Source organism: Hydrogenophaga sp. (assembly GCF_019264445.1).
GTDB lineage: Bacteria > Pseudomonadota > Gammaproteobacteria > Burkholderiales > Burkholderiaceae_C > Hydrogenophaga.
On the sequence record NZ_JAHVAB010000044.1, the window covers coordinates 83,202 to 108,179 of the forward strand.

Annotated in this window: 21 protein-coding genes, 1 tRNA gene and 3 riboswitches; of the genes, 12 read left to right on the forward strand and 10 right to left on the reverse strand. The window is 65.5% G+C overall.

Going from position 1 to position 24,978, the window contains the following annotated elements:
• Nucleotides 1-220: 220 nt before the first annotated feature.
• The 5 genes from gcvP to KXJ60_RS08065 form a co-directional block, all read right to left on the reverse strand.
• Nucleotides 221-3,127 carry an aminomethyl-transferring glycine dehydrogenase gene (gene gcvP, locus KXJ60_RS08045; protein WP_291126121.1) on the reverse strand — a complete coding sequence of 969 codons (2,907 nt, stop codon included), beginning with the start codon at nucleotides 3,125-3,127 and terminating at the stop codon, nucleotides 221-223.
• Nucleotides 3,128-3,281: 154 nt separating this feature from the next.
• Nucleotides 3,282-3,653 (reverse strand): glycine cleavage system protein GcvH, encoded by a 372-nt coding sequence (gene gcvH, locus KXJ60_RS08050; RefSeq protein ID WP_291126123.1) that lies wholly within the window; start codon nucleotides 3,651-3,653, stop codon nucleotides 3,282-3,284.
• Nucleotides 3,654-3,759: 106 nt separating this feature from the next.
• Entirely contained in the window at nucleotides 3,760-4,887 is a 1,128-nt protein-coding gene (gcvT, locus tag KXJ60_RS08055) for a glycine cleavage system aminomethyltransferase GcvT (RefSeq protein WP_291126125.1), read from the reverse strand.
• A 57-nt stretch (nucleotides 4,888-4,944) separates the two neighbouring features.
• Nucleotides 4,945-5,049: riboswitch (glycine riboswitch) on the reverse strand.
• Nucleotides 5,050-5,061: 12 nt separating this feature from the next.
• A riboswitch (glycine riboswitch) is annotated at nucleotides 5,062-5,175 on the reverse strand.
• 31 nt (nucleotides 5,176-5,206) lie between these two features.
• Complete coding sequence (locus tag KXJ60_RS08060; protein ID WP_291126127.1) at nucleotides 5,207-5,710, reverse strand: hypothetical protein; 504 nt, start codon at nucleotides 5,708-5,710, stop codon at nucleotides 5,207-5,209.
• A 128-nt stretch (nucleotides 5,711-5,838) separates the two neighbouring features.
• Nucleotides 5,839-7,524 carry an electron transfer flavoprotein-ubiquinone oxidoreductase gene (locus tag KXJ60_RS08065; RefSeq protein ID WP_291126128.1) on the reverse strand — a complete coding sequence of 562 codons (1,686 nt, stop codon included), beginning with the start codon at nucleotides 7,522-7,524 and terminating at the stop codon, nucleotides 5,839-5,841.
• 179 nt (nucleotides 7,525-7,703) lie between these two features.
• On the opposite strand from KXJ60_RS08065, the gene KXJ60_RS08070 reads away from it, so the two are divergent.
• From KXJ60_RS08070 to KXJ60_RS08085, 4 genes are all read left to right on the forward strand, one after another.
• Nucleotides 7,704-8,486 carry an SDR family oxidoreductase gene (locus KXJ60_RS08070; RefSeq protein WP_291126129.1) on the forward strand — a complete coding sequence of 261 codons (783 nt, stop codon included), beginning with the start codon at nucleotides 7,704-7,706 and terminating at the stop codon, nucleotides 8,484-8,486.
• A 36-nt stretch (nucleotides 8,487-8,522) separates the two neighbouring features.
• Nucleotides 8,523-9,467 carry a DMT family transporter gene (locus tag KXJ60_RS08075; RefSeq protein WP_291126130.1) on the forward strand — a complete coding sequence of 315 codons (945 nt, stop codon included), beginning with the start codon at nucleotides 8,523-8,525 and terminating at the stop codon, nucleotides 9,465-9,467.
• 13 nt (nucleotides 9,468-9,480) lie between these two features.
• On the forward strand, nucleotides 9,481-9,900 hold the full coding sequence (locus KXJ60_RS08080) for an acyl-CoA thioesterase (RefSeq protein WP_291126131.1): 420 nt from the start codon (nucleotides 9,481-9,483) through the stop codon (nucleotides 9,898-9,900).
• Nucleotides 9,901-9,968: 68 nt separating this feature from the next.
• Complete coding sequence (locus tag KXJ60_RS08085; RefSeq protein ID WP_291126132.1) at nucleotides 9,969-11,198, forward strand: PQQ-dependent sugar dehydrogenase; 1,230 nt, start codon at nucleotides 9,969-9,971, stop codon at nucleotides 11,196-11,198.
• Between the two features lie 12 nt (nucleotides 11,199-11,210).
• Here the strand turns inward: KXJ60_RS08085 and KXJ60_RS08090 are convergent, their stop codons facing one another.
• Entirely contained in the window at nucleotides 11,211-11,510 is a 300-nt protein-coding gene (locus KXJ60_RS08090) for a DUF5666 domain-containing protein (RefSeq protein ID WP_291126133.1), read from the reverse strand.
• 131 nt (nucleotides 11,511-11,641) lie between these two features.
• Entirely contained in the window at nucleotides 11,642-12,223 is a 582-nt protein-coding gene (locus KXJ60_RS08095) for a peroxidase-related enzyme (protein WP_291126134.1), read from the reverse strand.
• 82 nt (nucleotides 12,224-12,305) lie between these two features.
• Between KXJ60_RS08095 and KXJ60_RS08100 the strand changes: the two genes are divergently transcribed.
• Nucleotides 12,306-12,692 carry a carboxymuconolactone decarboxylase family protein gene (locus tag KXJ60_RS08100; protein WP_291126135.1) on the forward strand — a complete coding sequence of 129 codons (387 nt, stop codon included), beginning with the start codon at nucleotides 12,306-12,308 and terminating at the stop codon, nucleotides 12,690-12,692.
• A 61-nt stretch (nucleotides 12,693-12,753) separates the two neighbouring features.
• Entirely contained in the window at nucleotides 12,754-13,725 is a 972-nt protein-coding gene (locus KXJ60_RS08105) for a Bug family tripartite tricarboxylate transporter substrate binding protein (RefSeq protein WP_291126137.1), read from the forward strand.
• A 35-nt stretch (nucleotides 13,726-13,760) separates the two neighbouring features.
• On the opposite strand, the gene KXJ60_RS08110 is transcribed toward KXJ60_RS08105, so the two are convergent.
• Nucleotides 13,761-14,339 carry a LuxR C-terminal-related transcriptional regulator gene (locus KXJ60_RS08110; RefSeq protein ID WP_291126139.1) on the reverse strand — a complete coding sequence of 193 codons (579 nt, stop codon included), beginning with the start codon at nucleotides 14,337-14,339 and terminating at the stop codon, nucleotides 13,761-13,763.
• A 95-nt stretch (nucleotides 14,340-14,434) separates the two neighbouring features.
• Here KXJ60_RS08110 and KXJ60_RS08115 point away from each other — a divergent pair, with 95 nt between their 5' ends.
• The 5 genes from KXJ60_RS08115 to KXJ60_RS08135 all read left to right on the forward strand — a co-directional run bounded on the left by KXJ60_RS08115 (nucleotide 14,435) and on the right by KXJ60_RS08135 (nucleotide 19,370).
• Nucleotides 14,435-15,142 carry a CoA transferase subunit A gene (locus KXJ60_RS08115; protein ID WP_291126141.1) on the forward strand — a complete coding sequence of 236 codons (708 nt, stop codon included), beginning with the start codon at nucleotides 14,435-14,437 and terminating at the stop codon, nucleotides 15,140-15,142.
• Nucleotides 15,143-15,144: 2 nt separating this feature from the next.
• Nucleotides 15,145-15,780, forward strand: coding sequence for a 3-oxoacid CoA-transferase subunit B (locus KXJ60_RS08120; protein WP_291126143.1), 636 nt, complete (start codon nucleotides 15,145-15,147; stop codon nucleotides 15,778-15,780).
• Between the two features lie 17 nt (nucleotides 15,781-15,797).
• Nucleotides 15,798-15,973: riboswitch (yybP-ykoY riboswitch) on the forward strand.
• Nucleotides 15,974-15,976: 3 nt separating this feature from the next.
• Nucleotides 15,977-16,555, forward strand: a complete 579-nt coding sequence (locus tag KXJ60_RS08125) for a TMEM165/GDT1 family protein (protein WP_291126144.1) — start codon at nucleotides 15,977-15,979, stop codon at nucleotides 16,553-16,555.
• A 33-nt stretch (nucleotides 16,556-16,588) separates the two neighbouring features.
• Nucleotides 16,589-16,662: transfer RNA gene (locus KXJ60_RS08130), tRNA-Gly, on the forward strand.
• Nucleotides 16,663-16,964: 302 nt separating this feature from the next.
• Complete coding sequence (locus KXJ60_RS08135; RefSeq protein WP_291126146.1) at nucleotides 16,965-19,370, forward strand: AMP-binding protein; 2,406 nt, start codon at nucleotides 16,965-16,967, stop codon at nucleotides 19,368-19,370.
• A 12-nt stretch (nucleotides 19,371-19,382) separates the two neighbouring features.
• Here the strand turns inward: KXJ60_RS08135 and KXJ60_RS08140 are convergent, their stop codons facing one another.
• Both KXJ60_RS08140 and KXJ60_RS08145 read right to left on the reverse strand, forming a co-directional pair.
• Nucleotides 19,383-20,990 (reverse strand): gamma-glutamyltransferase family protein, encoded by a 1,608-nt coding sequence (locus tag KXJ60_RS08140; RefSeq protein ID WP_291126148.1) that lies wholly within the window; start codon nucleotides 20,988-20,990, stop codon nucleotides 19,383-19,385.
• 20 nt (nucleotides 20,991-21,010) lie between these two features.
• On the reverse strand, nucleotides 21,011-22,501 hold the full coding sequence (locus KXJ60_RS08145) for an NAD-dependent succinate-semialdehyde dehydrogenase (protein WP_291126150.1): 1,491 nt from the start codon (nucleotides 22,499-22,501) through the stop codon (nucleotides 21,011-21,013).
• A gap of 268 nt (nucleotides 22,502-22,769) precedes the next feature.
• Between KXJ60_RS08145 and alaS the strand changes: the two genes are divergently transcribed.
• Nucleotides 22,770-24,978 (forward strand): alanine--tRNA ligase (gene alaS, locus KXJ60_RS08150; RefSeq protein WP_291126152.1); only part of this gene is annotated, 2,209 nt, incomplete at its 3' end.

Genomic DNA, 24,978 nt, shown 5'->3' on the forward strand with positions numbered 1-24,978 from the left:
ACGGTGGCGGCGCCCGCCTGCTCCGGCCTTGCTCGCGGGGGTCTGCCCAGGTTCGCCTGCATCGCTTCGTCAAGGCCTTGGCTGGTGCGCTGCGTCTGTGGCAACCGCGAATGGGGGCCTGCGCAGGCGGGCACCGCCACCATCCCGCAAGCAAGGGTCGGACCACGACGCCTTGCTTGCCACCCGCCCTCACCTCAAAAGGGGCTGAGAAATCCCAGGCTCAGGCCGCGTAGTCAGAAAGCGGAACGCAGCTGCAGAACAGGTTGCGGTCTCCGTACACGTTGTCCACGCGCCCCACCGGTGGCCAGTACTTGGCATGCGCCCGGGTGGAGGTGCTGGCGGCGCCCACGTCGCGGGCATAGGCGTGCGGCCAGTCGGCTTTCATCAGGCTGGCGGCGGTGTGCGGCGCGTTCTTCAGCGGGTTGTCGTCTTGCGGCCAGGTGCCGGCTTCCACGAGGCGGATTTCTTCGCGGATGGCGATCATCGCGTCGATGAAGCGGTCCAGCTCTTCCAGCGTCTCGCTCTCGGTGGGTTCCACCATGAGGGTGTTGGCCACGGGGAACGACAGCGTCGGCGCGTGGAAACCGTAGTCCATCAGGCGCTTGGCCACGTCTTCGGCCATCACGCCGCTGGTGTCCTTGAAGTGGCGCAGGTCCAGGATGCACTCGTGCGCCACATGCCCGTTGGCGCTGGCGTACAGCGTGGGGTAGTGGGGTGCGAGGCGTTTGCTGATGTAGTTGGCCGCGAGAATGGCCGCTTCGGTCGCGTGCTTGAGTCCATCGGCGCCCATCATGCGGATGTACATCCAGCTGATCGGCAGCACGGCCGCGTTGCCCAGCGGCGCCGCAGAAATGGCCCCCACGCCGTTCACGGGCAGGCCAGCGGTGGCATGACCGGGCAGGAAGGGCACAAGGTCTTCAACCACGCAGACCGGGCCAACGCCCGGGCCGCCGCCGCCGTGCGGGATGCAGAAGGTCTTGTGCAGGTTGAGGTGGCTCACGTCGCCACCGAACTCGCCTGGCGCGGCCACGCCCACCAGGGCGTTCATGTTGGCGCCGTCCACGTACACGCGGCCACAGTGCTGGTGCACCAGCGCACAGAGCTCTTTCACCTGCGTTTCAAACACGCCGTGGGTGCTGGGGTAGGTGATCATCACGGCCGCCAGTTGGGCGCTGTGCTGCTCGCACTTGGCTCTAAGGTCGGCCAGGTCGACGTTGCCGTTGTCGTCGCACTTGGTCACCACCACCTGCATGCCCACCATCTGAGCGCTGGCGGGGTTGGTGCCGTGCGCGCTGCTGGGGATCAGGCAGATGTTGCGGTGGCTCTCGCCGCGCGACGCGTGGTACGCCTGGATCACCAGCAAGCCGGCGTACTCGCCTTGCGAACCGGCGTTGGGCTGCAGGCTGATGCCGGCGTAGCCCGTGGCCTGGCACAGCCAGGCGCGCAGTTGCTCGTCCAGCAGCTGGTAGCCCTGCAACTGGTCGGCCGGCGCAAACGGGTGCACGTTGGCGAACTCGGGCCAGGTGATGGGAATCATCTCGCTCGTGGCGTTGAGCTTCATCGTGCATGAGCCCAGCGGGATCATGCTGCGGTCCAGCGCGAGGTCCTTGTCGGACAGCGCGCGGATGTAGCGCAGCATGCCGGTCTCGGAGTGGTGGCTGTGGAACACCGGGTGCGTCAGGTACTCGCTGGTGCGGCGCAGCTCGGCGGGAATGAGGGGCTCGACGCCTTTTTCGAATGCGTCGAAAGCCGGCAGCGCCTGACCGGCCGGGGCGAACACGCTCCACAGGGTGCGGATGTCGTCGCGCGTCGTGGTCTCGTCCAGCGTGACGATGACGTACTCGTCCCACGCCTTGCGCAGGTTGATGCCTGCGGCCACGGCGCGCGCGAGGATCGCATCGGTCTGGTCCTGCGTGTGCAGCGCGATGGTGTCAAACACGCCGTTGTCACCGTGGTGGGTGTCTGTGTAGCCCAGCTGCTCAAGGCCTTTGGACAGGATGGCGGTGTACGCGGCCACGCGCTGCGCAATGCGCTTCAGGCCCTGCGGGCCGTGGTACACGGCGTACATGCTGGCCACCACGGCGGGCAGCACCTGCGCGGTGCAGATGTTGCTGGTGGCTTTCTCGCGGCGGATGTGCTGCTCGCGCGTTTGCAAGGCCAAGCGGTAGGCGGGTTGGCCATGGGCGTCCACGCTCACGCCCACCAGGCGCCCGGGCAGCGAGCGCTTGAATTCATCGCGGCAGGCCATGTAGGCCGCGTGCGGGCCGCCCGCGCCCATGGGCATGCCGAAGCGCTGCGTGGTGCCCACCACAATGTCTGCGCCCATTTCGCCGGGCGACTTGATCAGCGTGAGCGCCAGCAGGTCGGCCGCCACGATGAAGGCGGCGTTCTTGCCATGGATCACCGCGGCGTCGCTGGTCCAGTCGTGCAGCCAGCCGCTGGAGGCGGGGTACTGGGTGAGGGCCGCGAAGTAGTCGTCGCCCGCCAGCAGGCTGTCCCACTCTTCGCCAGACATCGCCACCTTCACCGTGAGGCCCAGCGGCTTCGCGCGGGTCTGCACCACTTCAATGATCTGGGGGTGGATGTCACCCGAGACCACCAGCGTGTTGCCTTTGGCTTTGACCGAGCGTTTGGCCAGCGTCATGGCTTCTGCGGCGGCGGTGGCCTCGTCGAGCATCGACGCGTTGGCAATCGCCATGCCGGTGAGGTCGGTCACCATGGTCTGGAAGTTCACCAGCGCTTCCATGCGGCCCTGCGAGATTTCGGCCTGGTAGGGCGTGTAGGCGGTGTACCAGGCGGGGTTCTCCAGGATGTTGCGCAGGATCACGCCCGGCGTGTGCGTGCCGTGATAGCCCTGACCGATGAAGCTCTTGAGCAGGCGGTTCTTTTGTGCCAGCGCCTTGAGCTCGGCCAGCGCGGCGGCCTCCGTGACCGCCGCCGGCAGCTGCATGCCCTGGCTGCGCGCGATGCTGCGCGGCACGATGCCTTCGATCAGCGCGCGGCGCGAGGCCTCGCCAATGACCGAGAGCATGAGCGCTTCATCGGCCTCCCCGATGCCGATGTGGCGCGCCACGAATTCGGACGGGTTTTCGAGTTCACCGAGGGGTTTGACAGTGGGCATGAGCATGGTGGGTAACCTGTTTCCCGTCCGCCCTGAGCCTGTCGAAGGGCGGCGAACGTGACAAAGTGCGAAGGCTTCGACAGGCTCAGCCCGAACGGTGTGGTGGGTATTCCGATCATCGTGAGCTTGTCCAAGGGCAGGCTCAGTCCGAACGGAGCGGTCAGGCGTTCGAAGCGAAGGCGTTGTAGGCGGTTTCGTCGAGCAAGGCGTCGACCTGCGCGGGGTCGGCGAGCTTGACCTTGAAGAACCAGCCGGTGGCCAGCGGGTCGCTGTTGGCCAGCGAGGGGTCGGCGCGCAGGGCTTCGTTGACTTCGGTGATCTCGCCGCTGACCGGCATGTACACGTCGGCCGCTGCCTTCACGGACTCGACCACACCGGCCACGTCCTTCTGCGCAAAGCTGGCGCCGACGTCGGGCAGGTCGACAAACACGACATCGCCCAGCGCGTCTTGTGCGTGCACGGTGATGCCCACAGTGGCAATGCCGCCGTCAACGCGGATCCATTCGTGGTCTTCGGTGTACTTGGTGGTCATGGTTTCTCCAGTTTGGGTTGAATCGGTGTCCGTTGGCCCTGAGCTTGTCGACGGGCATGAAACGGTGGGAAAGGGCTCGACAGGCTCAGCCCGAACGGGTGGTGGGTCAACCGCGGAAATAGCGGTTGGGCACGAAAGGCATGGCGCTCACCTCCATGGGCACGGGCTTGCCGCGCACGATCGCATGCACGCGCGTACCGATGGTGGCGTGGGCCGGGGTCACGTAGCCGATGGCCACAGCCTTGTCTGCGCTGGGGCCCAGCAGCCCGCTGGTGACTTCGCCAATGGCCTGCCCATCGGCACTTTGCAAGACGGTGTGCTCGCGCACGGGAATGCGCTCCAGCGCGATCAGCCCCACGCGCTTGCGCGGCAGCGCCTCGGTGCCGTCGAGTTGCGCCAGCACGCGGTCCGCTCCCGGGAACCCGCCAGCGCGTGCGCCACCCGTGCGGCGCACTTTCTGCATGGCCCAGTTGAGGGCCGCTTCCACGGGCGTGGTGGTGGTGTCGATGTCGTTGCCATAGAGGCACAGGCCAGCTTCCAGGCGCAGCGAGTTGCGCGCGCCCAGGCCCACAGGCTTCACCTCGGGTTCGGCCAGCAGCGCGCGGGCCAGGGCCTCCGCGCGGTCGCCCGGCACCGAAATCTCGAAGCCGTCTTCGCCGGTGTAGCCGCTGCGGGTGATGAAGAGCTCAGCGCCATGCCAGGTGAAGGCGGCACCGGTCATGAACACCAGCCGCTCGACACCGGGCACGAGCCGCTGCAGGGCGGTCACCGCTTGCGGGCCTTGCAGCGCGAGCAGGCCGCGATCGGGCAGGGGAACCACCTCGCACCGTGAGCCGATGCGCGCCTGGATGTGGGCGATGTCGCCCGCCTTGCAGGCCCCGTTGACGATCACGAACAGGTCGTCGCCCCGGTTGACGAACATCAGGTCGTCGATGATGCCGCCTTCGTCGTTGAGCAACAGGCCGTAGCGCTGCTTGCCCACCGCAAGGTCGATCACATCCACCGGCATGAGCGATTCGAGGGCAGCGGCGGCGTCGGGCCCGACCAGCTTGAGCTGGCCCATGTGCGACACGTCAAACAGACCGGCGGCAGCGCGGGTGTGGTGGTGCTCGGCCATCAGGCCGGCGGGGTACTGCACCGGCATGGAATAGCCGGCAAAAGGCACCATGCGGGCGCCCAGCTCAAGGTGCAGGGCGTGCAGCGGGGTCTGGAGGAGATCGGTGGCGTCGGACACGGCGAAAAGCTCTCGGCAAGGGGCAGGCCCGTGGGGGCGGGACACGGTTCATCCGTGCGCTGCCCCGCTGTCCGCTTTACCTGAGAGATTCACGCGGGCGATGCCGCGCTTGCTCCTTCGGTGGGCCGCTTCAGGGAGCGGCCTCTCTCCAGGGGGGTACATCGGCCTTGCGGCCCATGTTTGCCAGTCCTTTTGCCTGAGCGTTCAGGGCACCCGGTGTGCGGTGCCGTCTGCGCCTTCGGCGAGCCTTTTCCGCGACGGAATCGGCTTCTCTCCTGACCGCGCGAGTGTAGCCGACCACCCAAGCCCCGCACGCGCCTCAAGGTGTTTCGAGGGCGGATTCCGGCAGAAGGCGCGCCAGCCGCTCGCTGATGCCATCGGCCCGCTCGCTGCCGGCCAGGCGCTCCACGTCGCTGATCAGGTCGCGGCTCACGGCCATCATGGCGGGCAGGTCGCGGGCTTCGCGCAGGGCGTCGCGGTAGCGTTGGGCCAGCGATTTGTCGCGAGGGGCAAACATGCGTTCGCTCAGGTCAAAGAGAAACATGCGCGCGCTGGCCAGCGAGCGCGGGCCTGAGAAGGCATCGGCCGACACCGCCGGCACGGCGCGTGGCGCTGGGCTCGCGGCGGCTGCGCTTTCGTTCACCAGATAGCCACGCGCCAGCAAGCCCGCCACCAGGGCACGGCCCTGGCCTTCGAACAACGCGAAGAGCTCATCATCGGCCTTGCGGCCGTCCGCCATGAGGAGCACGGCGCGCTCGCGCTGGGCGAGCTGTCGTTGCCCGGGAACCAGTTCGGCCCGGCCTTTGTCGGTCTTGTTCAGCATGTGGTGCAGGGAGTCGTTCGCGAACCCTGCACTGTGGTCAGTGCGTGTGACGAAGCGGTGAAGCACAGACATGAAAAAGCCACCCGAAGGTGGCTCGATCGACAAAGCCGGCGACAGCGTGACTTCGCTCACATGCCCGCGTAGTTCGGGCCACCGCCGCCTTCGGGCGTGACCCACACGATGTTCTGTGTCGGGTCCTTGATGTCGCACGTCTTGCAGTGCACGCAGTTCTGCGCGTTGATTTGCAGGCGGTCGCTGTTGTCGGCGTTCTTCACGAACTCGTACACGCCCGCCGGGCAGTAGCGCGCTTCGGGGCCGGCGTACTTGGCCAGGTTGATCTTGACCGGGACGCTTGCGTCTTTCAGCGTGAGGTGGGCCGGCTGGTGTTCTTCGTGGTTGGTGTTGCTCACGAACACGCTGCTGAGGCGGTCGAACGTGAGCTTGCCGTCGGGCTTGGGGTAGACGATCTGCTCGCATTCGGCGGCGGGCTTGAGGTAGAGGTGATCGGCCTTCTCGCGGTGCAGCGACCAAGGCGGCGACTTGAAGCCCAGGCGCGGGAGCAGCCAGTGCTCCACACCGACCATGAAGCCGCCGAAGAGGTTGCCGTACTTGAACCACGACTTGAAGTTGCGCGAGGCTTCGAGCTCTTCCTTGAGCCAGCTCTTGTCGAAGGCGACCGGGTAGGCCTTGAGTTCGTCGTGCTGGCGACCCGCTTGCACGGCTTCAAATGCGGCCTCGGCGCAGAGCATGCCGCTCTTGATGGCGGCGTGGCTGCCCTTGATGCGGGCGCCATTGAGGTAGCCCGCGTCGCACCCGACCAGCGCGCCGCCCGGGAAGGTGGTTTGCGGCAGGCTCATGAGGCCGCCGGTGGTGATGGCGCGCGCACCGTAGCTGATGCGCTTGCCACCCTCCAGGAAGGCCTTGATGCGCGGATGCGTCTTCCAGCGCTGCATTTCCTCGAAGGGGCTGAGCCAGGGGTTGCTGTAGTTCAGGCCGGTCACCAGGCCCAGGGTCACCTTGTTGTCTTCGAGGTGGTACATGAAGCCGCCACCGTAGGTGTCGTTCTTCATGGGCCAGCCCGCGGTGTGGATCACCAGCCCAGGCTGGTGCTTGGCGGGATCGATTTCCCAGAGCTCTTTCACACCAATGGCATAAGCCTGCGGGTCCTTGCCCTCGTCGAGGTGGAACTTCGCGATCAGGCGCTTGCCCAGATGGCCGCGCGCGCCTTCGGCAAACACCGTGTATTTCGCATGCAGCTCCATGCCGAGCTGGAAGTTCTCGGTGGGCTCACCGTCCTTGCCCACGCCGAGGTTGCCCGTGGCCACGCCCTTGACGGAGCCATCGTCGTTGAAGAGCACTTCGGCTGCAGCAAACCCGGGGAAAATTTCCACGCCGAGCGCTTCGGCCTGCTGGCCCAGCCACTTGACCACATTGCCCAGGCCGACCACGTAGTTGCCTTCGTTGTGGAAGTTGTTGGGGATCAGGAACTTGGGCGTGTCGATGGCGCCGGTTTCGGTGAGCCACAGCAGCTTGTCGTCGGTTACGGGCTGATTCAGCGGGGCGCCGTCGGCTTTCCAGTTGGGGAGCAGCTCGCTGATGGCCTTGGGGTCCATCACGGCGCCACTGAGGATGTGCGCGCCCGGCTCGGAGCCTTTCTCCAGCACGCACACGTTGATCTCGCCGCCCTTTTCTGCGGCGATCTGCTTGAGGCGGATGGCCGTGGCCAGGCCACCTGGGCCGCCACCGACCACGACCACGTCGTACTCCATGGCTTCGCGCGGGCCGTAGGTGCTGATGATGTCTTCGGGGGTCATGTGCTGGGTCTCGCTCTGTCGGGCCGTGGGCCCGGGGGTGTGCATGACGGCGCTGCAGTCGTGCAGGCCGGTGTCGTGGTCGCGACCGATTTTAGTGGGCCATGGCGCACAATCGTGTCGCAAAAGCCTGCGGTGCGCGATGGGCACGCAGAACGCATGACTTTAGAGGAGCCTCTCTCATGGCATACAGCCTGGATTTGTCGGGTCGCGTGGCCCTGATCACCGGTGCATCGGGTGGACTCGGTGAACAATTCGCCAAAACGCTGGCCAGCGCGGGCGCCGCCGTGGTGCTCGCGAGCCGGCGCACCGACCGCCTGATGGCCCTGCGCGCGCACATCGAAGCCGCCGGCGGCGATGCCCACGTGGTCGCAATGGACGTGACCGACACCGCGTCGATCAAGGCGGCGGTGGCGCACGCAGAAACCGAGGTGGGTGCCATCGACATCCTGGTGAACAACTCGGGTGTGAGCACCACGCAGCGCATCCAGGACGTGACCGAAGAGGACTACGACTTCATCTTCGACACCAACACCAAGGGTGCCTTCTTCGTGGCGCAAGAGGTCGGGCGGCGCATGTTGGCCCGCGCCAAGGGCGCCGCACCCGGCACCTACGTGGGCGGGCGCATCGTCAACATCGCCTCAATGGCGGGGCTCAAGGTCTTGCCGCAGATCGGCGTGTATTGCATGAGCAAGGCGGCGGTGGTGCAGATGACCAAAGCCATGGCGGTCGAGTGGGGGCGCTTCGGCATCAACGTCAACGCGATCTGCCCCGGCTACATCGACACGGAGATCAATCACCACCACTGGCAGACCGAGCAGGGCAAGAAGCTCATCGACATGCTGCCGCGCAAGCGCGTGGGCTCGCCCACCGACCTGGACGCGCTGCTGGTGATGCTGTGCTCGAACGAGAGCCACTTCGTGAACGGCGCGGTCATTGCCGCTGACGATGGCTTCGGGGCGTGATGGGCTTGCGCGTGCCACTCCTTCTGATCTGCTGACATGAATACCGCTGTGTTGGGCCGGCCCTCGGGCTGGCCGCCGGGCATGGTCGCCGGCATTCTGGCGGGTCTGGGCGCCGGCGCGTTCTGGGGCTCGGCATTTGTGGCGCCATTGCTCACGCCGGGCTTCAGCTCCATCGACCTCACCGTGGGGCGGTTCTTGTCTTGCGGTGTGCTCTCTGCGCTGTTGCTGTTGTGGGCGCGTGTGCGTGGGGAGCGCCAGCAACCCACCTGGCGCCAGGCGGGGGCCGCGCTGTGGCTGAGCCTGCTGGGCTACACGGGCTACTACCTGCTGCTCGTGCTGGCCATTCAGGCAGCGGGCGCTGCGCTGCCTGTGCTGATCATCGGCACCATCCCCCTGTGGATCATGCTGCTGGGCAAGCCAACGGGGCTGCGCTGGCGCTCGCTGTTGCCGGGGCTGGTGCTCACGGTGGCCGGGCTTGTGCTGATGATGCGCGTGTCTGCCCACGGCAGCGACGCGGGCGAAGGCACGAACTTCTGGCTGGGCATCTTGTACGCCGTGCTGGCCATGGCATCCTGGACGGCCTTCGGCCTGCTCAATGCGCGATGGCTGGCGCAGCACCCGGAGGTGAACTCCACCGTCTGGGCCAACTGGCTGGGTGTGGCCGCCGGGCTGGGCTCGCTGGTGATCTGGGCCGCTGTGGGCTCCGACTTCGACACGCTGGCGCAGCGCCCCGGCTTTGACACCTTCCTGATCGTCTGCGCGATCACGGGCATCGGTTCTGCGTGGATCGCTTCGGTGCTCTGGAACATGGCCAGCCGGCGCCTGAGCCCGAGCCTGGCCGGCCAGCTGATCGTGAGCGAAACCGTGTTCGGCTTGGTCTACACCTTCGCCTGGAGCGCCCAGTGGCCCGCCGCCCTGCAGTGGGTGGCCTGCGCGCTGTTCGTGCTGGGCATCCTCGCGTCCATCAAGGCGCATCGCTGAAGAACCTGCACCCATGAAACTCGAACTGCCCGATCACAAGAAACGCGTGTTCAGCATGACCATCCCCATCCGCTGGGGCGACATGGACGCCATGGGCCATGTGAACAACACCACCTATTTCCGCTACCTGGAGACCGTTCGCATCGACTGGATGCGCTCCATCGGTTGCCAGCCCGATCCGGCCGGTGAGGGACCGGTGATCGTCAATGCGTTCTGCAATTTCTACCAGCAGCTGGAATACCCCGGTGACGTGATCGCCACCATGTACGTCAGCGACATGGGGCGCAGCAGTTTCGAGAGCTGGTGCACGCTCACGCGCAGCGACGACCCCACGGTGATCTATGCCGAAGGGGGCGCCACCACCGTGTGGGTGAACTTCCCGCTGAAGAAGTCGGCACCGCTCCCCGATTGGCTGCGCGAACACCTCGCCTGATGCCCTGCGCCGCAGCGCGCGCACAAATGCTTGCAGACGGGATGCGCAGCCATGCCTAGCATGGCGGCATGAAAACACCCGTTCTTTTCCTGGGCAGCATCGGTTTGTCCCTGGGCTTGTTGAGCGCGTGCGGCGGTGGCGGCGGCGATGGCGATGCCAGCAGCCCAGGCGGCTCCCAAGGCAACGCACCGGACTTCGTGCCCACCACCGGACCGGTGACCGTGACCGAACTCGCCACCGGCCTGCCCAGCCCCTGGAGCCTGGCCTTTCTGCCGGACGCACGCATGCTCGTGACGGGGCGCACGGGCAGCCTGCGGCTCTATGCCGCCAACGGCCAGTCGTTTGCCAACATCAGCCTCAATGGTCTCTCGGGCCTGACCACGACCGGGCAGGGTGGGTTGCTGGACGTGGTTGTGGACCCCGCATTCGCGACCAACCGGCGCATCTACTTCACGTTCTCGGAAACCGACAGTGGCGATGCCAACCTCAATGGGACGGCTGTGGCGCGGGCCGAGCTGGACACCGGTGCGCTCACGCTCCTGAACTGGCAGGTGATCTACCGGCAGACACCCAAGGTGGCCAGCAGCGGGCATTTTGGCTCGCGCCTGGTGTTCGACCGCGACGGCCATTTGTTCGTCACGCTGGGTGACCGGCAGAACAGCGATCAGAGCCCCTTCGCGCAAGATCTCGGCCGCGGCAACGGCAAGGTGGTGCGCATCACCACCTCGGGCGCACCCGCACCGGGCAACCCCGTGCTCGGCGGCGCGCAACCCGGGCTGTGGAGCTATGGCCATCGCAACCCGCAGGGCGCCGCGCTGCATCCGGACACCGGGGAGCTGTGGACGAGTGAGCACGGCCCGCAAGGGGGTGACGAGGTGAATGTCACGCGGCCTGCGCGCAACTATGGCTGGCCGGTGATCAGCTATGGACAGGAATATGGCACCACGCAGCAGGTGGGCGAAGGCACCGCCAAGGCGGGCATGGAGCAGCCAGTGGCGTATTGGGAAACCAACGACGGGAGCGCGTGGAAGGGTGGGCAGAAGTCGTCTATTGCGCCCAGCGGCCTCGCGTTTTTCACGGGCACGCAACCCGCTCACTGGAACCGCAGCCTGTTCGTGGGTGCGCTCGCCGGGCAGGCGCTGTGGCGGTTACAGCTGGATGGCACGCGGGTCGTGGGGCGGGAGCGCCTGCTCGGCAACCGCAACGAACGCATTCGCGATGTCCGGCAGGGGCCCGACGGGCGCCTCTATCTCCTGACCGATGGCAGCAGCGGCAAGCTGCTGCGCATCGGCAACTGACGGCGGCCGCGCTTACTGCTTGTTCTCGCGGGCGTTGGCCTTGTACTCGATGTCATCGGCGTACAAGCGGCCGTCCTTGCGGTCCACATCCACCTCGACGTAGTGGCCCTGCCGCAGGTCCTCGAAACGTTTGTAATCGTTTTCGTAGTCGGTCTTGTCGGTGACATAGATCGTTTCCGCATTCACGACAAAGGCTTTGGCGGCCAGGTCGATCGACTGAATGCGGCCCTTGACGTCTTCGGCGTGTGCGGCGCCCGCGCCGAGCGCAAGGGCGGCAGAGACGAGCAGGGCGCGGGTTGTGTTGGTGGTCATGGACATGGGGTCCTCCGTTGTTGTGGTGCAAGGATGGAACCCATCGTGGAGGAAAAGTGCCCCGATGTCTGGTGCGTTTCGTATCGCACGGTAAAGGCGGTCTTGTCCTACAGACACCACGCGCGAAGCCTTTACTGGGCTGGCTTGACCTTGGGCACGCGACCCATCAGGAAGAACTCCGGGTTGGGTTGCATGTTGCTGAAGCTCGCCAGCCGGTTGGACAGGCCGAAGAACGCCGTGATGGACGCGATGTCCCAGATGTCTTCATCAGAAAATCCGTGCGCATGCAACGGGGGGAAATCGTCGTCATTGACTTCATGCGAGCGCAGGCACACCTTCATCGCAAAGTCGAGCATGGCCTTTTGTCTCAGTGTGATGTCTGCCTTGCGGTAGTTCACCGCCACCTGGTCGGCCACCAGCGGTTTCTTCTCGTAGATGCGCAGGATCGCACCGTGTGCCACCACGCAATACAGGCACTGGTTGGCCGCGCTGGTGGTGGTGACGATCATCTCGCGCTCGCCCTTGGTCAGCGAGCCGTCTTCCTTGAGCATCAAGGCGTCGTGGTACGCAAAGAAGGCGCGCCACTCGGCCGGGCGGCGCGCGAGCGAGAGGAACACATTGGGAATGAAGCCGGCCTTCTCCTGCACTTCCAGCACTTTGGCCTTGATGTCGTCGGGCAGTTGGTTGAGGTCGGGGGCGGGGTAGCGGCTCATGGTGGTGTCTCCGGGTGTGGGTATGGATTCATCCTACGGTATCGTGCGGGTCGCCAACGATTCACTCTTCGAGGAGCCAGCAATGCAAGACCACAACGATCCCGAGTTTCAGCGTGGCCTAGCCATGCGCACCCAGGTCATGGGCGAGGCCTTCGTGGCCCAGGCCTTCGACAACATGACGCCATTTACCGAGCCGATCCAGCAGCACATCACGCGCAAGGCCTGGGGCGATGTGTGGCAGCGCGGTGTGCTCGATCTCAAGACCCGCAGCCTGATCACGGTGGCCATGCTCACGGCGCTGGGCAGGCAGCACGAGCTCAAGGGCCACGTGCGCGGTGCGCTCAACAACGGCGCCACGCCGCAGGAACTGCAGGAGGTGCTGCTGCATGCGGCCGTGTACTGCGGCCTGCCCACAGCCGTGGAAGCGTTTCGCACGGCCGCCAGCGTGGTGGAGGGCGACAAGCCGTGAGCGCGCAGCGCTACGATCAGCGCTTTCCCACCATCCTCCCACCTTCCCTCGGAGTTCCGTCATGACCGCTTCCCGTCCCTCCCTGGTTCGCCGCGCCCTGCTGGCTGCAGGCCTGGTCTGTGCCGTTGGCCTGGCCCAGGCGCAGTCCACCACCCGCATCCTGGTCGGCTTTCCGCCCGGTGGCGGCACCGACGCGATCGCGCGCATCCTGGGTGACCGCCTCAAGGACGAGCTGGGCCACGCCGTGGTGGTGGACAACAAGCCAGGCGCCGGCGGTCAACTGGCCGCGCAGGCGCTCAAGGCGTCGGCGGCCGATGGCAACACGCTGTTTCTCAGCCACGACCACAGCATCACCATCCTGCCGATGGTGACCAAGAACCCGGGCTACGAACCGGCCAGGGACTTCGTGCCGGTCGCTGGTTTTGCCACCTTCGTCAACGCGTTTGCGGTGTCCAGCGGTACGCCCGCGCAGTCGTTCAAGGCCTATGTGGACAGCGTCAAGGCGTCTGGCGGCAAGGGCACGGTGGGCATTCCCGCGCCGGCGTCGGTGCCCCAGTTCCTGGTGCAGGTGGTCGCCAAACAAAACGGGCTGGATCTGGTGGCTGCGCCGTACCGGGGCAGCGCGCCCATGATGTCGGACATGCTGGGCAACCAGATCCCGGCGGGCGTGGCCTCCATTCCCGATTTCATCGAGAACCACAAGGCGGGCAAGCTGCGCGTGGTGGCGGTCATGGGCTCGCAGCGTCAGGCGGCCATGCCCGAGGTGCCCACCTTCGCCGAACTGGGTCTCAAAGGCTTTGAGGACGTGCCTTACTACGGTCTGTTCGCGCCCGCAGGCACACCCAAAGCCACGCTAGACCGGCTCGCCCAGGCGGTGCAGAAAGCGGTGGCGCAGCCCGATGTGCGCGAGAAGCTCACCGCGATGGGATTGACCGTGGGCTACATGAGTGGCGAGCAACTGGGTGCGCGCGAACAGGCCTACGGCAAGGTGTGGGCCAGGATCATTCAGGACAGCGGCTTTCAACCGCAGTGAGGCTGGCGCCTCTCGCCCTCACGCAGTGAGCAGGCTCAGCCCGATAGCAGGCGTTGCATGAGGTCGGGCGTGCTGTGGGCCTCGTACTTGCGCATGAGGCGCGCCCGGTAAATCTCGACCGTGCGGTGGCTGATGGCGAGGGCCTTGCCGATCTGTTTGCTGGTCAGGCCGTCCATCAGAAACGCCGCCACCTCCCGCTCGCGCGCCGTGAGCTCGGCCTTGACCGTGCGGCGGGAGCTCAGGTCCTCAAAACTCCAGATGCCTGCCGCGTGCGGTGCGTCCAGCCGCAGGGCGCGCCCCGTGACGTGGCACCAGAAGGTCTCGCCCTGCGACCGCCCACCCACGCGTTTCATGATGCGATCGTCCGCGTACGTGCCGCTGCGGCCCAGCAGCGGCGCCATGCGCGCGCCGGTGCGTTCGTATTCGTCGGCACTGGGGTACAGGATCTGGAAACTCTGGCCCACCAGCTGCTCGCGGCTGGCACCGAACATGTCGCACAGCGCCTGGTTGCAATCCACCATGATGCGCTGCCTGGAGAGCGCGAGCCCGACGGGAGCGAGGTCGAAAGCGAGGCGGTAGTCCACCTCCGGGAGCGGGCTCGCTGCAGCGTTCATGGGCATTCGGATGCGGGTTTGGCTTTACGAAATACTACGTACTTGGTTACGTAGTATCGTAGCGGCTTCCACGGTTCAACCCAGGAGACACCGACGTGAACAAGATTTTTCCGGACGCGGCCGCCGCGCTCAAAGGCATCGTGGCCGACGGCCAGTTGCTCGCCGTGGGAGGCTTCGGCCTTTGCGGCATTCCCGAGGCCCTCATTGACGCGCTGCGCGACAGCGGTGCGAAAAACCTCACCGTGATTTCGAACAACGCCGGCGTCGATGGCTTTGGCCTGGGCAAGCTGCTCGAAACGCGTCAGATCAGCAAGATGATTTCGAGCTACGTGGGCGAGAACAAGGAGTTCGAACGCCAGTACCTGGCCGGCGAACTGCAGCTCGAATTCACACCGCAGGGCACGCTGGCCGAGAAGCTGCGCGCTGGCGGCGCCGGCATTCCGGCGTTCTTCACCAAGACCGGGGTGGGCACCATGGTGGCAGAGGGCAAGGAGCTGCGCGAGTTTGACGGCGAGACCTACGTGATGGAGCGCTCGCTGGTGCCCGATATCTCGCTCGTCAAAGCCCATCGCGCCGACAAATCGGGCAACCTGCAGTTCCGTCTGACGGCACGCAACTTCAATCCCGCCGCTGCCATGGCCGGCAAGATCTGTGTGGTGGAAGTCGAGGAGGTCGTCGAGACGGGCGCCCTGGATCCGGACCAGATTCACTTGCCCGGCATCTACGTGCACCGCATCGTGCACAACGCCCATCCCGAGAAGCGCATCGAGAAGCGCACCATCACCGAAAAAGCAGGAGTCTGAACATGCCCTGGACCCAAGACCAGATGGCCGCGCGTGCGGCCCACGAACTCGAAGACGGCTTCTACGTCAACCTGGGCATCGGCATCCCGACGCTGGTGGCCAACCACACGGGATCCAAAGAGGTGTGGCTGCAGAGCGAGAACGGCATGCTCGGCATCGGGCCTTTCCCGACCGAGGACGAGGTCGATGCCGACCTCATCAACGCGGGCAAGCAAACCGTGACCACGCTGCCCGGCTCCAGCATCTTCGGCAGCCACGACAGCTTCGCCATGATCCGCGGGGGCAAGATCAACCTCTCCATCCTGGGCGCCATGCAGGTGAGCGAGAAGGGTGACCTGGCCAACTGGATGATCCCCGGCAAGATGGTCAAGGGCATGGGCGGCGCCATGGACCTCGTTGCTGGCGTCAAGCGCGTGATCGTGCTCATGGAGCACGTGGCGAAAAAGAAAGACGGCACCGAAGACCTCAAGATCCTGCCGGCGTGCACGCTTCCATTGACGGGCGTGGGTGTGGTCGATCGCATCATCACCGACCTGGGCGTCATGGACGTGACCCCCGCAGGGCTCAAGCTGGTGGAGCTGGCGCCTGGCGTCACCAAGGAGTTCATCCAGTCCAAAACCGGCGTCGCGCTGGTCTGACCGGTATACTCCACCCCCTACCCGTCATTGGGGAGTAGCCGACCTGCACCCTGCAGGGGTCTGCGTCAACACACTTGGCCCTCACGGCCATGGCGCAGACAGCTTCCAGCCTGGCAAGACCTTTGACCACACTGCCTCCGGATGGGCCGGGGATGCCGTGTGGTCTTTTGGTTTCTGCCGGCCCTCGGAGCATCTTTTGGAAGCCTTCCTCATCTCAACCGGCATCGTCGCCCTCGCCGAAATGGGCGACAAGACGCAACTTCTCTCCCTCGTGCTGGCCGCGCGCTTCAAGCGCCCGTGGCCCATCGTGTGGGGCATTCTTGTGGCGACCCTGCTGAATCACGCCCTGGCCGGTGCAGCGGGTGCCTGGATCATGGCAGCCGTGGGCCCGAACGTGATGCGCTGGGTACTGGGCGTGTCGTTCATTGCAATGGCCATCTGGATGCTCATCCCTGACAAGCTCGACGACGAAGACGCTGTGCCCAAGCGGCAGATGGGCGTGTTCATTGCCACCACCTGGGCCTTCTTCCTGGCCGAGATGGGCGACAAGACCCAGATCGCCACCGTGGCGCTGGGCGCTCAGTACGAGCCCCTGGTCGCTGTGGTGCTGGGTACCACCTTCGGCATGATGCTGGCCAACGCGCCCGTGGTGTTCTTTGGCGACGCCATCACGCGCCGGGTGCCGATCAAGATCGTGCACATCGTCGCTGCACTGATCTTCGCGGTGCTCGGTGTGCTCGCGCTGTTGGGTGTGGGCGCCTCCATGACCGGCTGACGCGCGGATTGGGGCGCTAGAATGCCCCCTGCTGCGGGTGTAGTTCAATGGTAGAACGGCAGCTTCCCAAGCTTCATACGAGGGTTCGATTCCCTTCACCCGCTCCAGTTTCCTGCGCTGCGCCTCAGCGCATGCACGCCAAAGCCAGCCTCAGCCTGCTGGCATCCTTCGTCGGTCTGTGTGCCCAGTGACGGGCCCGATGCCTGCAGACTGAAGTGCACATCCGGCCTTGCCGATGTCGCTGCGGAGCGTGATTTATTCAACCTTTCCTGCTCCCTTTTGAGCGCCAGAGTGGTTTGGACCGCACGGGCCGATTGGCGTGTGAAACAATTCCAAACGTTAACTTTTGGTTAGTTCTGAAGCGCAGCCAGGCTTCAGCTGTTGTCTTCCTTCCAGCAAGGAAACTGAAATGAATATTCCCAGCTTGCAGGCCACCGCAGTGGTCAGTAAAAACTCGATCGCGTTCGTCGAGCAGGTGTTTGCCCTCTATGGAGCCCGGCGGCCACTGGTGACGGTGTCGAATGCGTCGCAGGCGGAAAAACTGCCGGGTGTGGTCATTGATCGGTGCGTCACACCGGAAGAGCGTTCGGGTTGGTTTACCGCCCAACACCCCCTGATTCACGATGACCTGCCAGCGCAGGTGACCTACACCTCGGGCACCGAGGGCCTGCCCAAAGGCATCCTGCTGACCTACGCCAATCTGGCGGACGCTGCCGAGCGCATCATCGACCAAATGAAGATGACGGCCGAGGTGCGTGAGTACGTCGGTGTCCCGGCGACTTTCAGCTTTGGCATGGCCCGCTATCGGGCCATCAGTGCGGTGGGTGGCCGGGCGTACCTGCCGCCTCGCGGTTTCGATCCCATGGAGCTGGCGCGCATGCTGGCGGCTGGAGAGGTCAATTCGCTGTCCGCCGTGCCAACGCTGTTGCGCATCCTGTTGGCCACACCTGAGGTCATTGGGCAGGCGGGCAAGAACTTGCGCTGGATGGAGATCGGCTCGCAGCACATGACGTCGGACGAGAAGCGGCGCATTCGCGATCTGTTCCCGAACGCGCTGATCGTGCAGCACTACGGACTGACCGAGGCCTCGCGCAGCACCTTTCTGCAGATTTCCGATGCGCCTGCGGAGCTGCTCGATTCCGTTGGCCGCCCCGTGGGCCGCACCGAAACGCAAGTGGGTGCCGATGGACGCATCCGCATCCGGGGGCCACATGTGGCGAAATCGCGGGTGGACGCCAACGGCTTGCACGATCTCCAGGATGCGGACGGCTGGCTGCAGACGAACGACCTGGGACACATGCGCGACGGCTATCTGTTTTTCGATGGCCGGGCGGATGACCTGATCAACTTCGGTGGCATCAAGATCGTTCCCGACCAGCTCGAAGACCGCATGCGCTCGCGTCTGGGGGCCGGCGTCCAGATTGCCGTGACCAAGGTACCCGACGCGCAGCGCGGCGATGGTGTGCTGGTGGCTGCAAAAACCGATGCGTCCGACGTGGCGCGCGTGCGTGAGGCCGCTGTGGCTTCGCTGCGTGACATGGGCATTGACGCTGGAGGGTCGCTGCATGTGATGCCGGTGGACACCATCCCTGCGACAGGCACGGGCAAGGTGCAGCGCAGCGTGCTGGCGGCACAGTTCGTGGCGCAGCAACCCAAGGTCGTCTCGAATGCGAAACCTGCCAAGGGCGAGATCAGCGACGTGCGCTCGCTGTTTGAGCACGAGTTTCCGGGACAGAAGGTGGGGCCAGACGATACCTTTGAGTCGCTGGGCGGCGACTCGCTCCACTACATCAAGTTTTCGTTGAGTTTTGAACAGCGGTTTGGACCCCTGCCGACCAACTGGGAGCGGATGACGCCTTCAGCGCTGCAAGAACTGGTGGGCAAGTCCGAGAAGACCTTCTGGCGCCGCCTGGAGTCGGTGACGGTGGCGCGCGCTTTTTTCATGATCTGCATCGTGGCGTTGCACACCGATGCATTTGTGTACAGCCCCAACTGGGGTGCCGCTTACTTTCTGGTGATGCTGGCGGGCTATTCGGTCGCGCGCTGGCAGTTGCCGGAGATCATTCGAGCCGGTAGCGTCAAGACGCTGCTCAGAACCATTCGCTATGTGGCCATTCCGACGGTGCTGATGGTGGCCGTGATGCAGCTCCTGACGCACAAGTTCGAGGTGACGCCGCTGCTGCTGGTATCGAATTTCCTCGATCCGCACACGCTCAAGGGCTATCTTTTCTACTTCGTCGAGTTCTACATCCAGCTGCTGTTGCTGTCTGCCTTGCTGTTCTCCTTTGCGAGCGTTCGCGAAGCTTTCCGTGCGCGCCCGATGGTCAGCGCACTGGTGGTGCTGGTGGCCGTGGTGGCGATTGACCGCACCGTCGAGCATTTCTGGAACACCGACTTCAACTACCACCGCGTTCCCTGGCACTACGCATGGACCTTCGCGCTGGGCATGGTGCTGGCAGGGGCGAATGACATGCGCACGCGCTTTGTGGCGTTGGCGGTGTCGATCGTGGCGGTTTCCATCGTCTGGGGACCCACGTCGGCGGCGTTCTATGTGGGCGGCGGATGCGCGATCGTGTTGTTCGTGCGGGCCTTTGTGGTGCCGGCGCCTGTGAAGGTGCTGGTGGCCGAGATCGCTGGCGCGTCCATGTTCATCTACCTCAGCCACTCGCAGATGATCTCGATCGTCACGAAGATCTACGGGCACAACAAGCCGTGGCTGTCGCTCATCTCGGCCATCATCGTGGGCACCGCATTGACCCACGCATACGCGTGGTGCGAGCGCCGCTTTGCGCAGCTGAGGCAAGGCGCCCATTGAGGGCGGCTTGTCTCAGAAACCCACCGCCTGCCCGTCGCGCCGTGTGTCGCTGGCGGCCACGTAGCCGTCGGCGATGTCATCGCTCAGTCTGGCAATGAACTGGCCGCTGCCAAAGTCGAGGTAGGTGTCGGCGGTGGGCTCGAAGCGGTGACCCAGTGCCTTGAGGCCGTCGCGCAACGCGGGGGCCATCGTGGATTCAAAGTCCACATCCATGCCCTTGCCCCATTTCCAGCGCGGTGCGTCGCACGCAGCCTGGGGTTGCTGTCCGTGCACCAGCATGCGCACCAGCGTCTGCACATGGCCTTGCGGCTGCATGTTGGCACCCATCACACCGAAACTCATCACGCCCTGGCCTTCGCGCGTGACGAAGCCGGGAATGATGGTGTGGAAGGGCCGCTTGCCCGGTGCCACCTGGTTGGGGTGACCGTCCTGCATGGTGAAGCCGTGGCCACGGTTCTGCAGGCTCACGCCCCAGCCGGGCACCACCACCCCGCTGCCGAAGCCGAGGTAGTTGGACTGGATCAGGCTCACCATGCGCCCCTGCGCATCGGCCGTGGTGAGGTACACCGTGCCTCCGCGGGGCGGGTGACCGGCGCCTGGGTCGATGGCGCGCTTGGGGTCGATGAGACGGGCGCGATTGCGCAGGTAGCCTGGGTCGAGCAGGTCGGCCGCGCGCACTTCGGTCATGAAGCGTTCGTCCGCCACCCAGCGGTAGGTGTCGGCAAAGGCGAGCTTGATGGCCTCGATCTGCAGGTGCTGGCTCTCGATGCTGTCGGGGCCGTACTGGCCGATGTCGAGCTGCTCCAGCATACCCAGCGCCATGAGCGCGGCGATGCCCTGGCCGTTCGGTGGCAGCTCGTGCACGGTGTGATCGGCAAAGGACATTTCGATGGGTTTGACCCACTGCACTTCGTGCGCGGCCAGGTCGCTCGCGCGCAGCTGCGCGCCATGCTCGCGCGCGAAGGCCTCGATGGCCGCGGCAATCTCGCCCCGGTAGAACGCCTCGCCTCGCGTTTGCGCAATGCGGCGCAGCGCGCGACCGGCTTCGGCAAACGTGAAGCGCTCGCCGGGCAACGGCGCCCGCCCACGCGGCAGAAACGCCTGGGCGAAGCCGGGCTTGTCGTGCAGCAGCGGCACCGCCAGCGCCCATTTGTGGGCAATGACGGGCGCCACCGCCGCGCCACCTTCGGCCAGTTCGATGGCGGGTTCGAGCAGGTCGGCAAAGGGCAGGGCGCCAAAGCGCTCCGACAGCGCTGCCCAGCCGGCCACCGCGCCGGGCACGGTCACGGCATCGAAGCCGCGCAGTGGAATCTGGCCGCCGTGCTTCTGGTCAAAGTAGGCCTTGCTCCAGCCGGCCGGCGCCACGCCGGATGAGTTCATGCCATGCAGCGCTTTGCCGTCCCAGACGATCGCGAAGTTGTCGCTGCCCAGACCGTTGGAAATGGGCTCCACCACCGTCAGGGCGGCGGCCGCCGCAATGGCCGCGTCGATGGCGTTGCCGCCCTTGAGCAGCATGCGCAGCCCGGCCTGAGCGGCCAGGGGTTGCGAGGTGGCCACGGCATTGCGCGCCATGAGCGGGCTGCGAACGGTGGGGTAGGGGTTGCTCCAGTCAAACTGCATGGTGTGGTCTCAAGTGGATTTCACTTGAGGATATCGCCGATGCAGAGGTACTTGATCTCCACGTAGTCGTCCATGCTGTGATGCGAGCCTTCTCGGCCCAGGCCGGACTGCTTGACGCCGCCAAACGGGACGTGCTCGGTGGCCAGAATGCCCACGTTGATGCCGACCATGCCGTACTCCAGCGCCTCGCTCACGCGGAAGATGCGGCCCACGTCGCGGCTGTAGAAGTAGCTCGCCAGGCCGAACTCGGTGTGGTTGGCGGCGTCGATGGCTTCTTGTTCTTCGTGGAACTTGAAGACCGGCGCAAACGGCCCGAAGGTTTCTTCGCGGGCGCAGAGCATGTCGGCGGTGGCATCGGCCACCACGGTGGGTTCGAAGAACTGGCCACTGCCCAGGCTGCGCAGGCGCTGGCCGCCCGCCACCACGCGGCCGCCCTTGGCGAGCGCATCGTCCACATGGCGCTGCACCTTTTCCAGCGCGGCCTCTTCAATCAGTGGCCCCTGGTTCACGCCGTCGCTGAAGCCATTGCCGACCTTGGCGGTCTTGACCTTGGCCGCGAACCTGGCGACGAACTCGTCGTACACGCCCGCCTGCACGTAGAAGCGGTTGGTGCACACGCAGGTCTGGCCGGCGTTGCGGTATTTGCTGGCAAAGGCGCCCTCGACCGCGCTGTCGATGTCGGCGTCGTCAAACACGATGAAGGGCGCGTTGCCGCCCAGCTCCAGCGACATCTTCTTGACCGTGGGCGCGCACTGCGCCATGAGGATGCGGCCCACTTCGGTGGAGCCGGTGAAGCTGATGTGCCGCACCACGTCGCTGGCGCAGAGCACCTTGCCCACGGCAATGCTGTTGTCGCTGTCGGCGGTGATCAGGTTGAACACGCCCGGCGGAATGCCCGCCCGGATGGCGAGCTCGGCGGCGGCGAGGGCCGTCAAGGGGGTGAGCTCGGCGGGCTTGATGATCACCGGGCAACCCGCTGCCAGCGCCGGTGCCACCTTGCGCGTGATCATGGCCAGCGGGAAGTTCCAGGGTGTGATGGCGGCGCACACGCCAATGGGCTGCTTGAGCACCATCAGGCGGCGGTTGTTGTCAAAGGTGGGCAAGGTCTCGCCATTGACGCGTTTGGCCTCTTCGGCAAACCACTCGACGAAGCTGGCGCCGTAGGCCACTTCGCCTTTGGCCTCCGCCAGCGGCTTGCCCTGCTCAGCGGTCATGAGGCGGCCCAGGTCGTCCTGGTGGGCCATCAGCAGGTCAAACCACTTGCGCAGGATGGCGCTGCGCTCCTTGGCGGTTTTGGCCTTCCACGCGGGCCAGGCCGCATTGGCGGCGTCGATGGCGGCTTGCGCGTCCTTCGGTCCGAGGTTGGCCACGTCGGCCAGCTTCTGGCCGGTGGCGGGGTCGAGCACGTCGAAGCGGCTGGCACCCGAGACCCACTGGCCATTGATCAGGCCATCGGTCTTGAGCAGGGTCGGGTCCTTGAGCAGGGCCAGGGGGGAGGTCTTCATGTCCATCGGTGTCTCCGTCGATGCATTGCGCTGATAAAGGCTGTTGGCGCCATTCATTTAACTTGTTAAATAAATGGCGCCCGATTGTGCCGCCGAATGGCTCGCCAGCATAGCCCTGGGTGCTTTCGGGCACGGTGCCGCTCGCGACGCGGGCGCGTGGTCCACACGATTTCGCCGGTCGGACACGCGGGGTGGCCGGCATGTTGGAAAATACCGGGTTCCGCGCGCGCGAGCGCTGCCCCAGTCTCTCCTGACCGACAACCACAAGGCCACCATGACCCGCCCCGCCTCCGTCGCCGACATCCGCAAGAGCTTCCTGGATTTCTTTGCTTCCAAGGGCCACACCGTGGTGCCCTCCAGCCCGCTCGTGCCGGGCAACGACCCCACGCTCATGTTCACCAACTCGGGCATGGTGCAGTTCAAGGACGTGTTTCTCGGCACCGACAAGCGCCCCTACGTGCGCGCGGCCTCCGTGCAGGCTTGCCTTCGCGCCGGTGGCAAGCACAACGATCTGGAAAACGTCGGTTACACCGCGCGCCACCACACCTTCTTCGAGATGCTGGGCAACTGGTCTTTCGGCGATTACTTCAAGCGTGAAAGCCTGAAGTGGGGCTGGGAGTTGCTGACCGAGGTCTACAAGTTGCCCAAGGAACGGCTGCTGGCCACGGTCTACATCGACGACGACGAGGCCTACGACATCTGGACGAAAGAGATCGGGTTGCCCCCCGAGCGCGTGATCCGCATCGGTGACAACAAGGGCGGCAAGTACAAGAGCGACAACTTCTGGATGATGGCCGACACCGGCCCCTGCGGCCCGTGTTCGGAAATCTTCTACGACCATGGCCCGCACATCGCCGGCGGCCCTCCGGGCAGCCCCGAGGAAGACGGTGACCGCTTCATCGAGATCTGGAACCACGTGTTCATGCAGTTCGACATGAAGGAAGACGGCAGCATCGTGAAGCTGCCCGCGCCTTGCGTGGACACCGGCATGGGCCTGGAGCGTCTGGCGGCCATCCTGCAGCACGTGCACAGCAACTACGAGATCGACATCTTCGACGTGCTGATCAAGGCCGCGGGCCGTGAAACCGGCACCGCCGACCTCGCCAACCCCTCGCTCAAGGTGATCGCCGACCACATTCGCGCCACCTCGTTCCTCATCAGCGACGGCGTGATTCCCAGCAACGAAGGCCGCGGCTACGTGCAGCGCCGCATCATCCGCCGCGCCATTCGCCACGGCTACAAGCTGGGCCAGAAGACGCCGTTCTTCCACAAGCTCGTGCCCGATCTGGTGAAGATGATGGGCGAGGCCTACCCGAACCTGGCTTCGCAGGCGCAGCGCATCACCGAGGTGCTCAAGGCCGAGGAAGAGCGCTTCTACGAAACGCTGGCCAACGGCATGGAGATCCTGGACGCGGCGCTGGCCGATGGTGCCAAGGTGTTGCCGGGCGACGTGGCCTTCAAGCTGCACGACACCTATGGCTTCCCTCTCGACCTCTCGGCCGACGTGTGCCGTGAGCGCGGCCTGTCGGTGGACGAAGCCGGTTTCCACGCCGCCATGGAAGCGCAAAAGGCCAAGGGCCGGGCGGCGGGCAAGTTCAAGATGGACAAGGCACTTGAGTACGGCGGCGCGGGCAACACCTTTGTGGGCTACGAGCAGCTGGAAGCCCCTGCGAAGGTGGTGGCGCTCTACCTCGACGGCACCGCCGTGAACCAGCTCAAGGCCGGGCAGCAGGGCGTTGTGGTGCTGGACACCACGCCCTTCTATGCCGAGAGCGGCGGTCAGGTCGGGGACGAGGGCACCATCTCCGTTCGGGCTGTGCCTGTCGAAGCCTCCGCGAGCCCTTCGACAGGCTCAGGGCGAACGGCTGAGTTTGTGGTGCAAGACACGCAGAAGATCAAGGCCGACGTGTTTGGTCACCACGGCTCGGTGGAGCAGGGCGCGCTGTCGGTGGGCGACCACGTCACCGCCTCGGTGAACCTGGCCCTGCGTGCTGCCACCGTGCGCAACCACAGCGCCACCCACTTGATGCACAAGGCCCTGCGCGAGGTGCTGGGCGATCACGTGCAGCAGAAGGGCTCGCTGGTGAATGCCGAGCGCACCCGCTTCGACTTTGCACACAACGCACCGGTGACCGATGCGCAGATCCGCGCCATCGAAGCCATCGTCAACACCGAGATCCTGGCCAACGCCGCCACGCAGGCGCGGCTCATGGACATCGAAGCCGCCCAGAAAACCGGCGCGATGATGCTCTTCGGCGAGAAGTACGGCGACACCGTGCGCGTGCTGGACATCGGCAGCAGCCGCGAGCTCTGCGGCGGCACGCACGTGCAGCGCACCGGCGACATCGGCTTGTTCAAGGTGGTGGCTGAAGGCGGCGTGGCCGCGGGCGTTCGCCGCATCGAAGCCATCACCGGCGCCAACGCGCTGGCCTACCTGCAGTCGCTCGAAGACACCGTAGCCCAGGCCGCGGGCGCCCTGAAGG

Bases quoted from the DNA above. Each gene is read 5' to 3' on its own strand.
- KXJ60_RS08060 (WP_291126127.1), bottom strand. From the start codon at position 5,710: ATGCTGAACAAGACCGACAAAGGCCGGGCCGAACTGGTTCCCGGGCAA.
- KXJ60_RS08100 (WP_291126135.1), top strand. From the start codon at position 12,306: ATGCAAGACCACAACGATCCCGAGTTTCAGCGTGGCCTAGCCATGCGC.
- KXJ60_RS08065 (WP_291126128.1), bottom strand. From the start codon at position 7,524: ATGACCCCCGAAGACATCATCAGCACCTACGGCCCGCGCGAAGCCATG.
- gcvH (WP_291126123.1), bottom strand. From the start codon at position 3,653: ATGACCACCAAGTACACCGAAGACCACGAATGGATCCGCGTTGACGGC.
- KXJ60_RS08110 (WP_291126139.1), bottom strand. From the start codon at position 14,339: ATGAACGCTGCAGCGAGCCCGCTCCCGGAGGTGGACTACCGCCTCGCT.
- KXJ60_RS08080 (WP_291126131.1), top strand. From the start codon at position 9,481: ATGAAACTCGAACTGCCCGATCACAAGAAACGCGTGTTCAGCATGACC.
- KXJ60_RS08135 (WP_291126146.1), top strand. From the start codon at position 16,965: ATGAATATTCCCAGCTTGCAGGCCACCGCAGTGGTCAGTAAAAACTCG.
- KXJ60_RS08085 (WP_291126132.1), top strand. From the start codon at position 9,969: ATGAAAACACCCGTTCTTTTCCTGGGCAGCATCGGTTTGTCCCTGGGC.
- gcvP (WP_291126121.1), bottom strand. From the start codon at position 3,127: ATGCTCATGCCCACTGTCAAACCCCTCGGTGAACTCGAAAACCCGTCC.
- KXJ60_RS08105 (WP_291126137.1), top strand. From the start codon at position 12,754: ATGACCGCTTCCCGTCCCTCCCTGGTTCGCCGCGCCCTGCTGGCTGCA.
- KXJ60_RS08090 (WP_291126133.1), bottom strand. From the start codon at position 11,510: ATGACCACCAACACAACCCGCGCCCTGCTCGTCTCTGCCGCCCTTGCG.
- KXJ60_RS08095 (WP_291126134.1), bottom strand. From the start codon at position 12,223: ATGAGCCGCTACCCCGCCCCCGACCTCAACCAACTGCCCGACGACATC.
- KXJ60_RS08120 (WP_291126143.1), top strand. From the start codon at position 15,145: ATGCCCTGGACCCAAGACCAGATGGCCGCGCGTGCGGCCCACGAACTC.
- KXJ60_RS08075 (WP_291126130.1), top strand. From the start codon at position 8,523: ATGAATACCGCTGTGTTGGGCCGGCCCTCGGGCTGGCCGCCGGGCATG.
- KXJ60_RS08140 (WP_291126148.1), bottom strand. From the start codon at position 20,990: ATGCAGTTTGACTGGAGCAACCCCTACCCCACCGTTCGCAGCCCGCTC.
- KXJ60_RS08070 (WP_291126129.1), top strand. From the start codon at position 7,704: ATGGCATACAGCCTGGATTTGTCGGGTCGCGTGGCCCTGATCACCGGT.
- KXJ60_RS08145 (WP_291126150.1), bottom strand. From the start codon at position 22,501: ATGGACATGAAGACCTCCCCCCTGGCCCTGCTCAAGGACCCGACCCTG.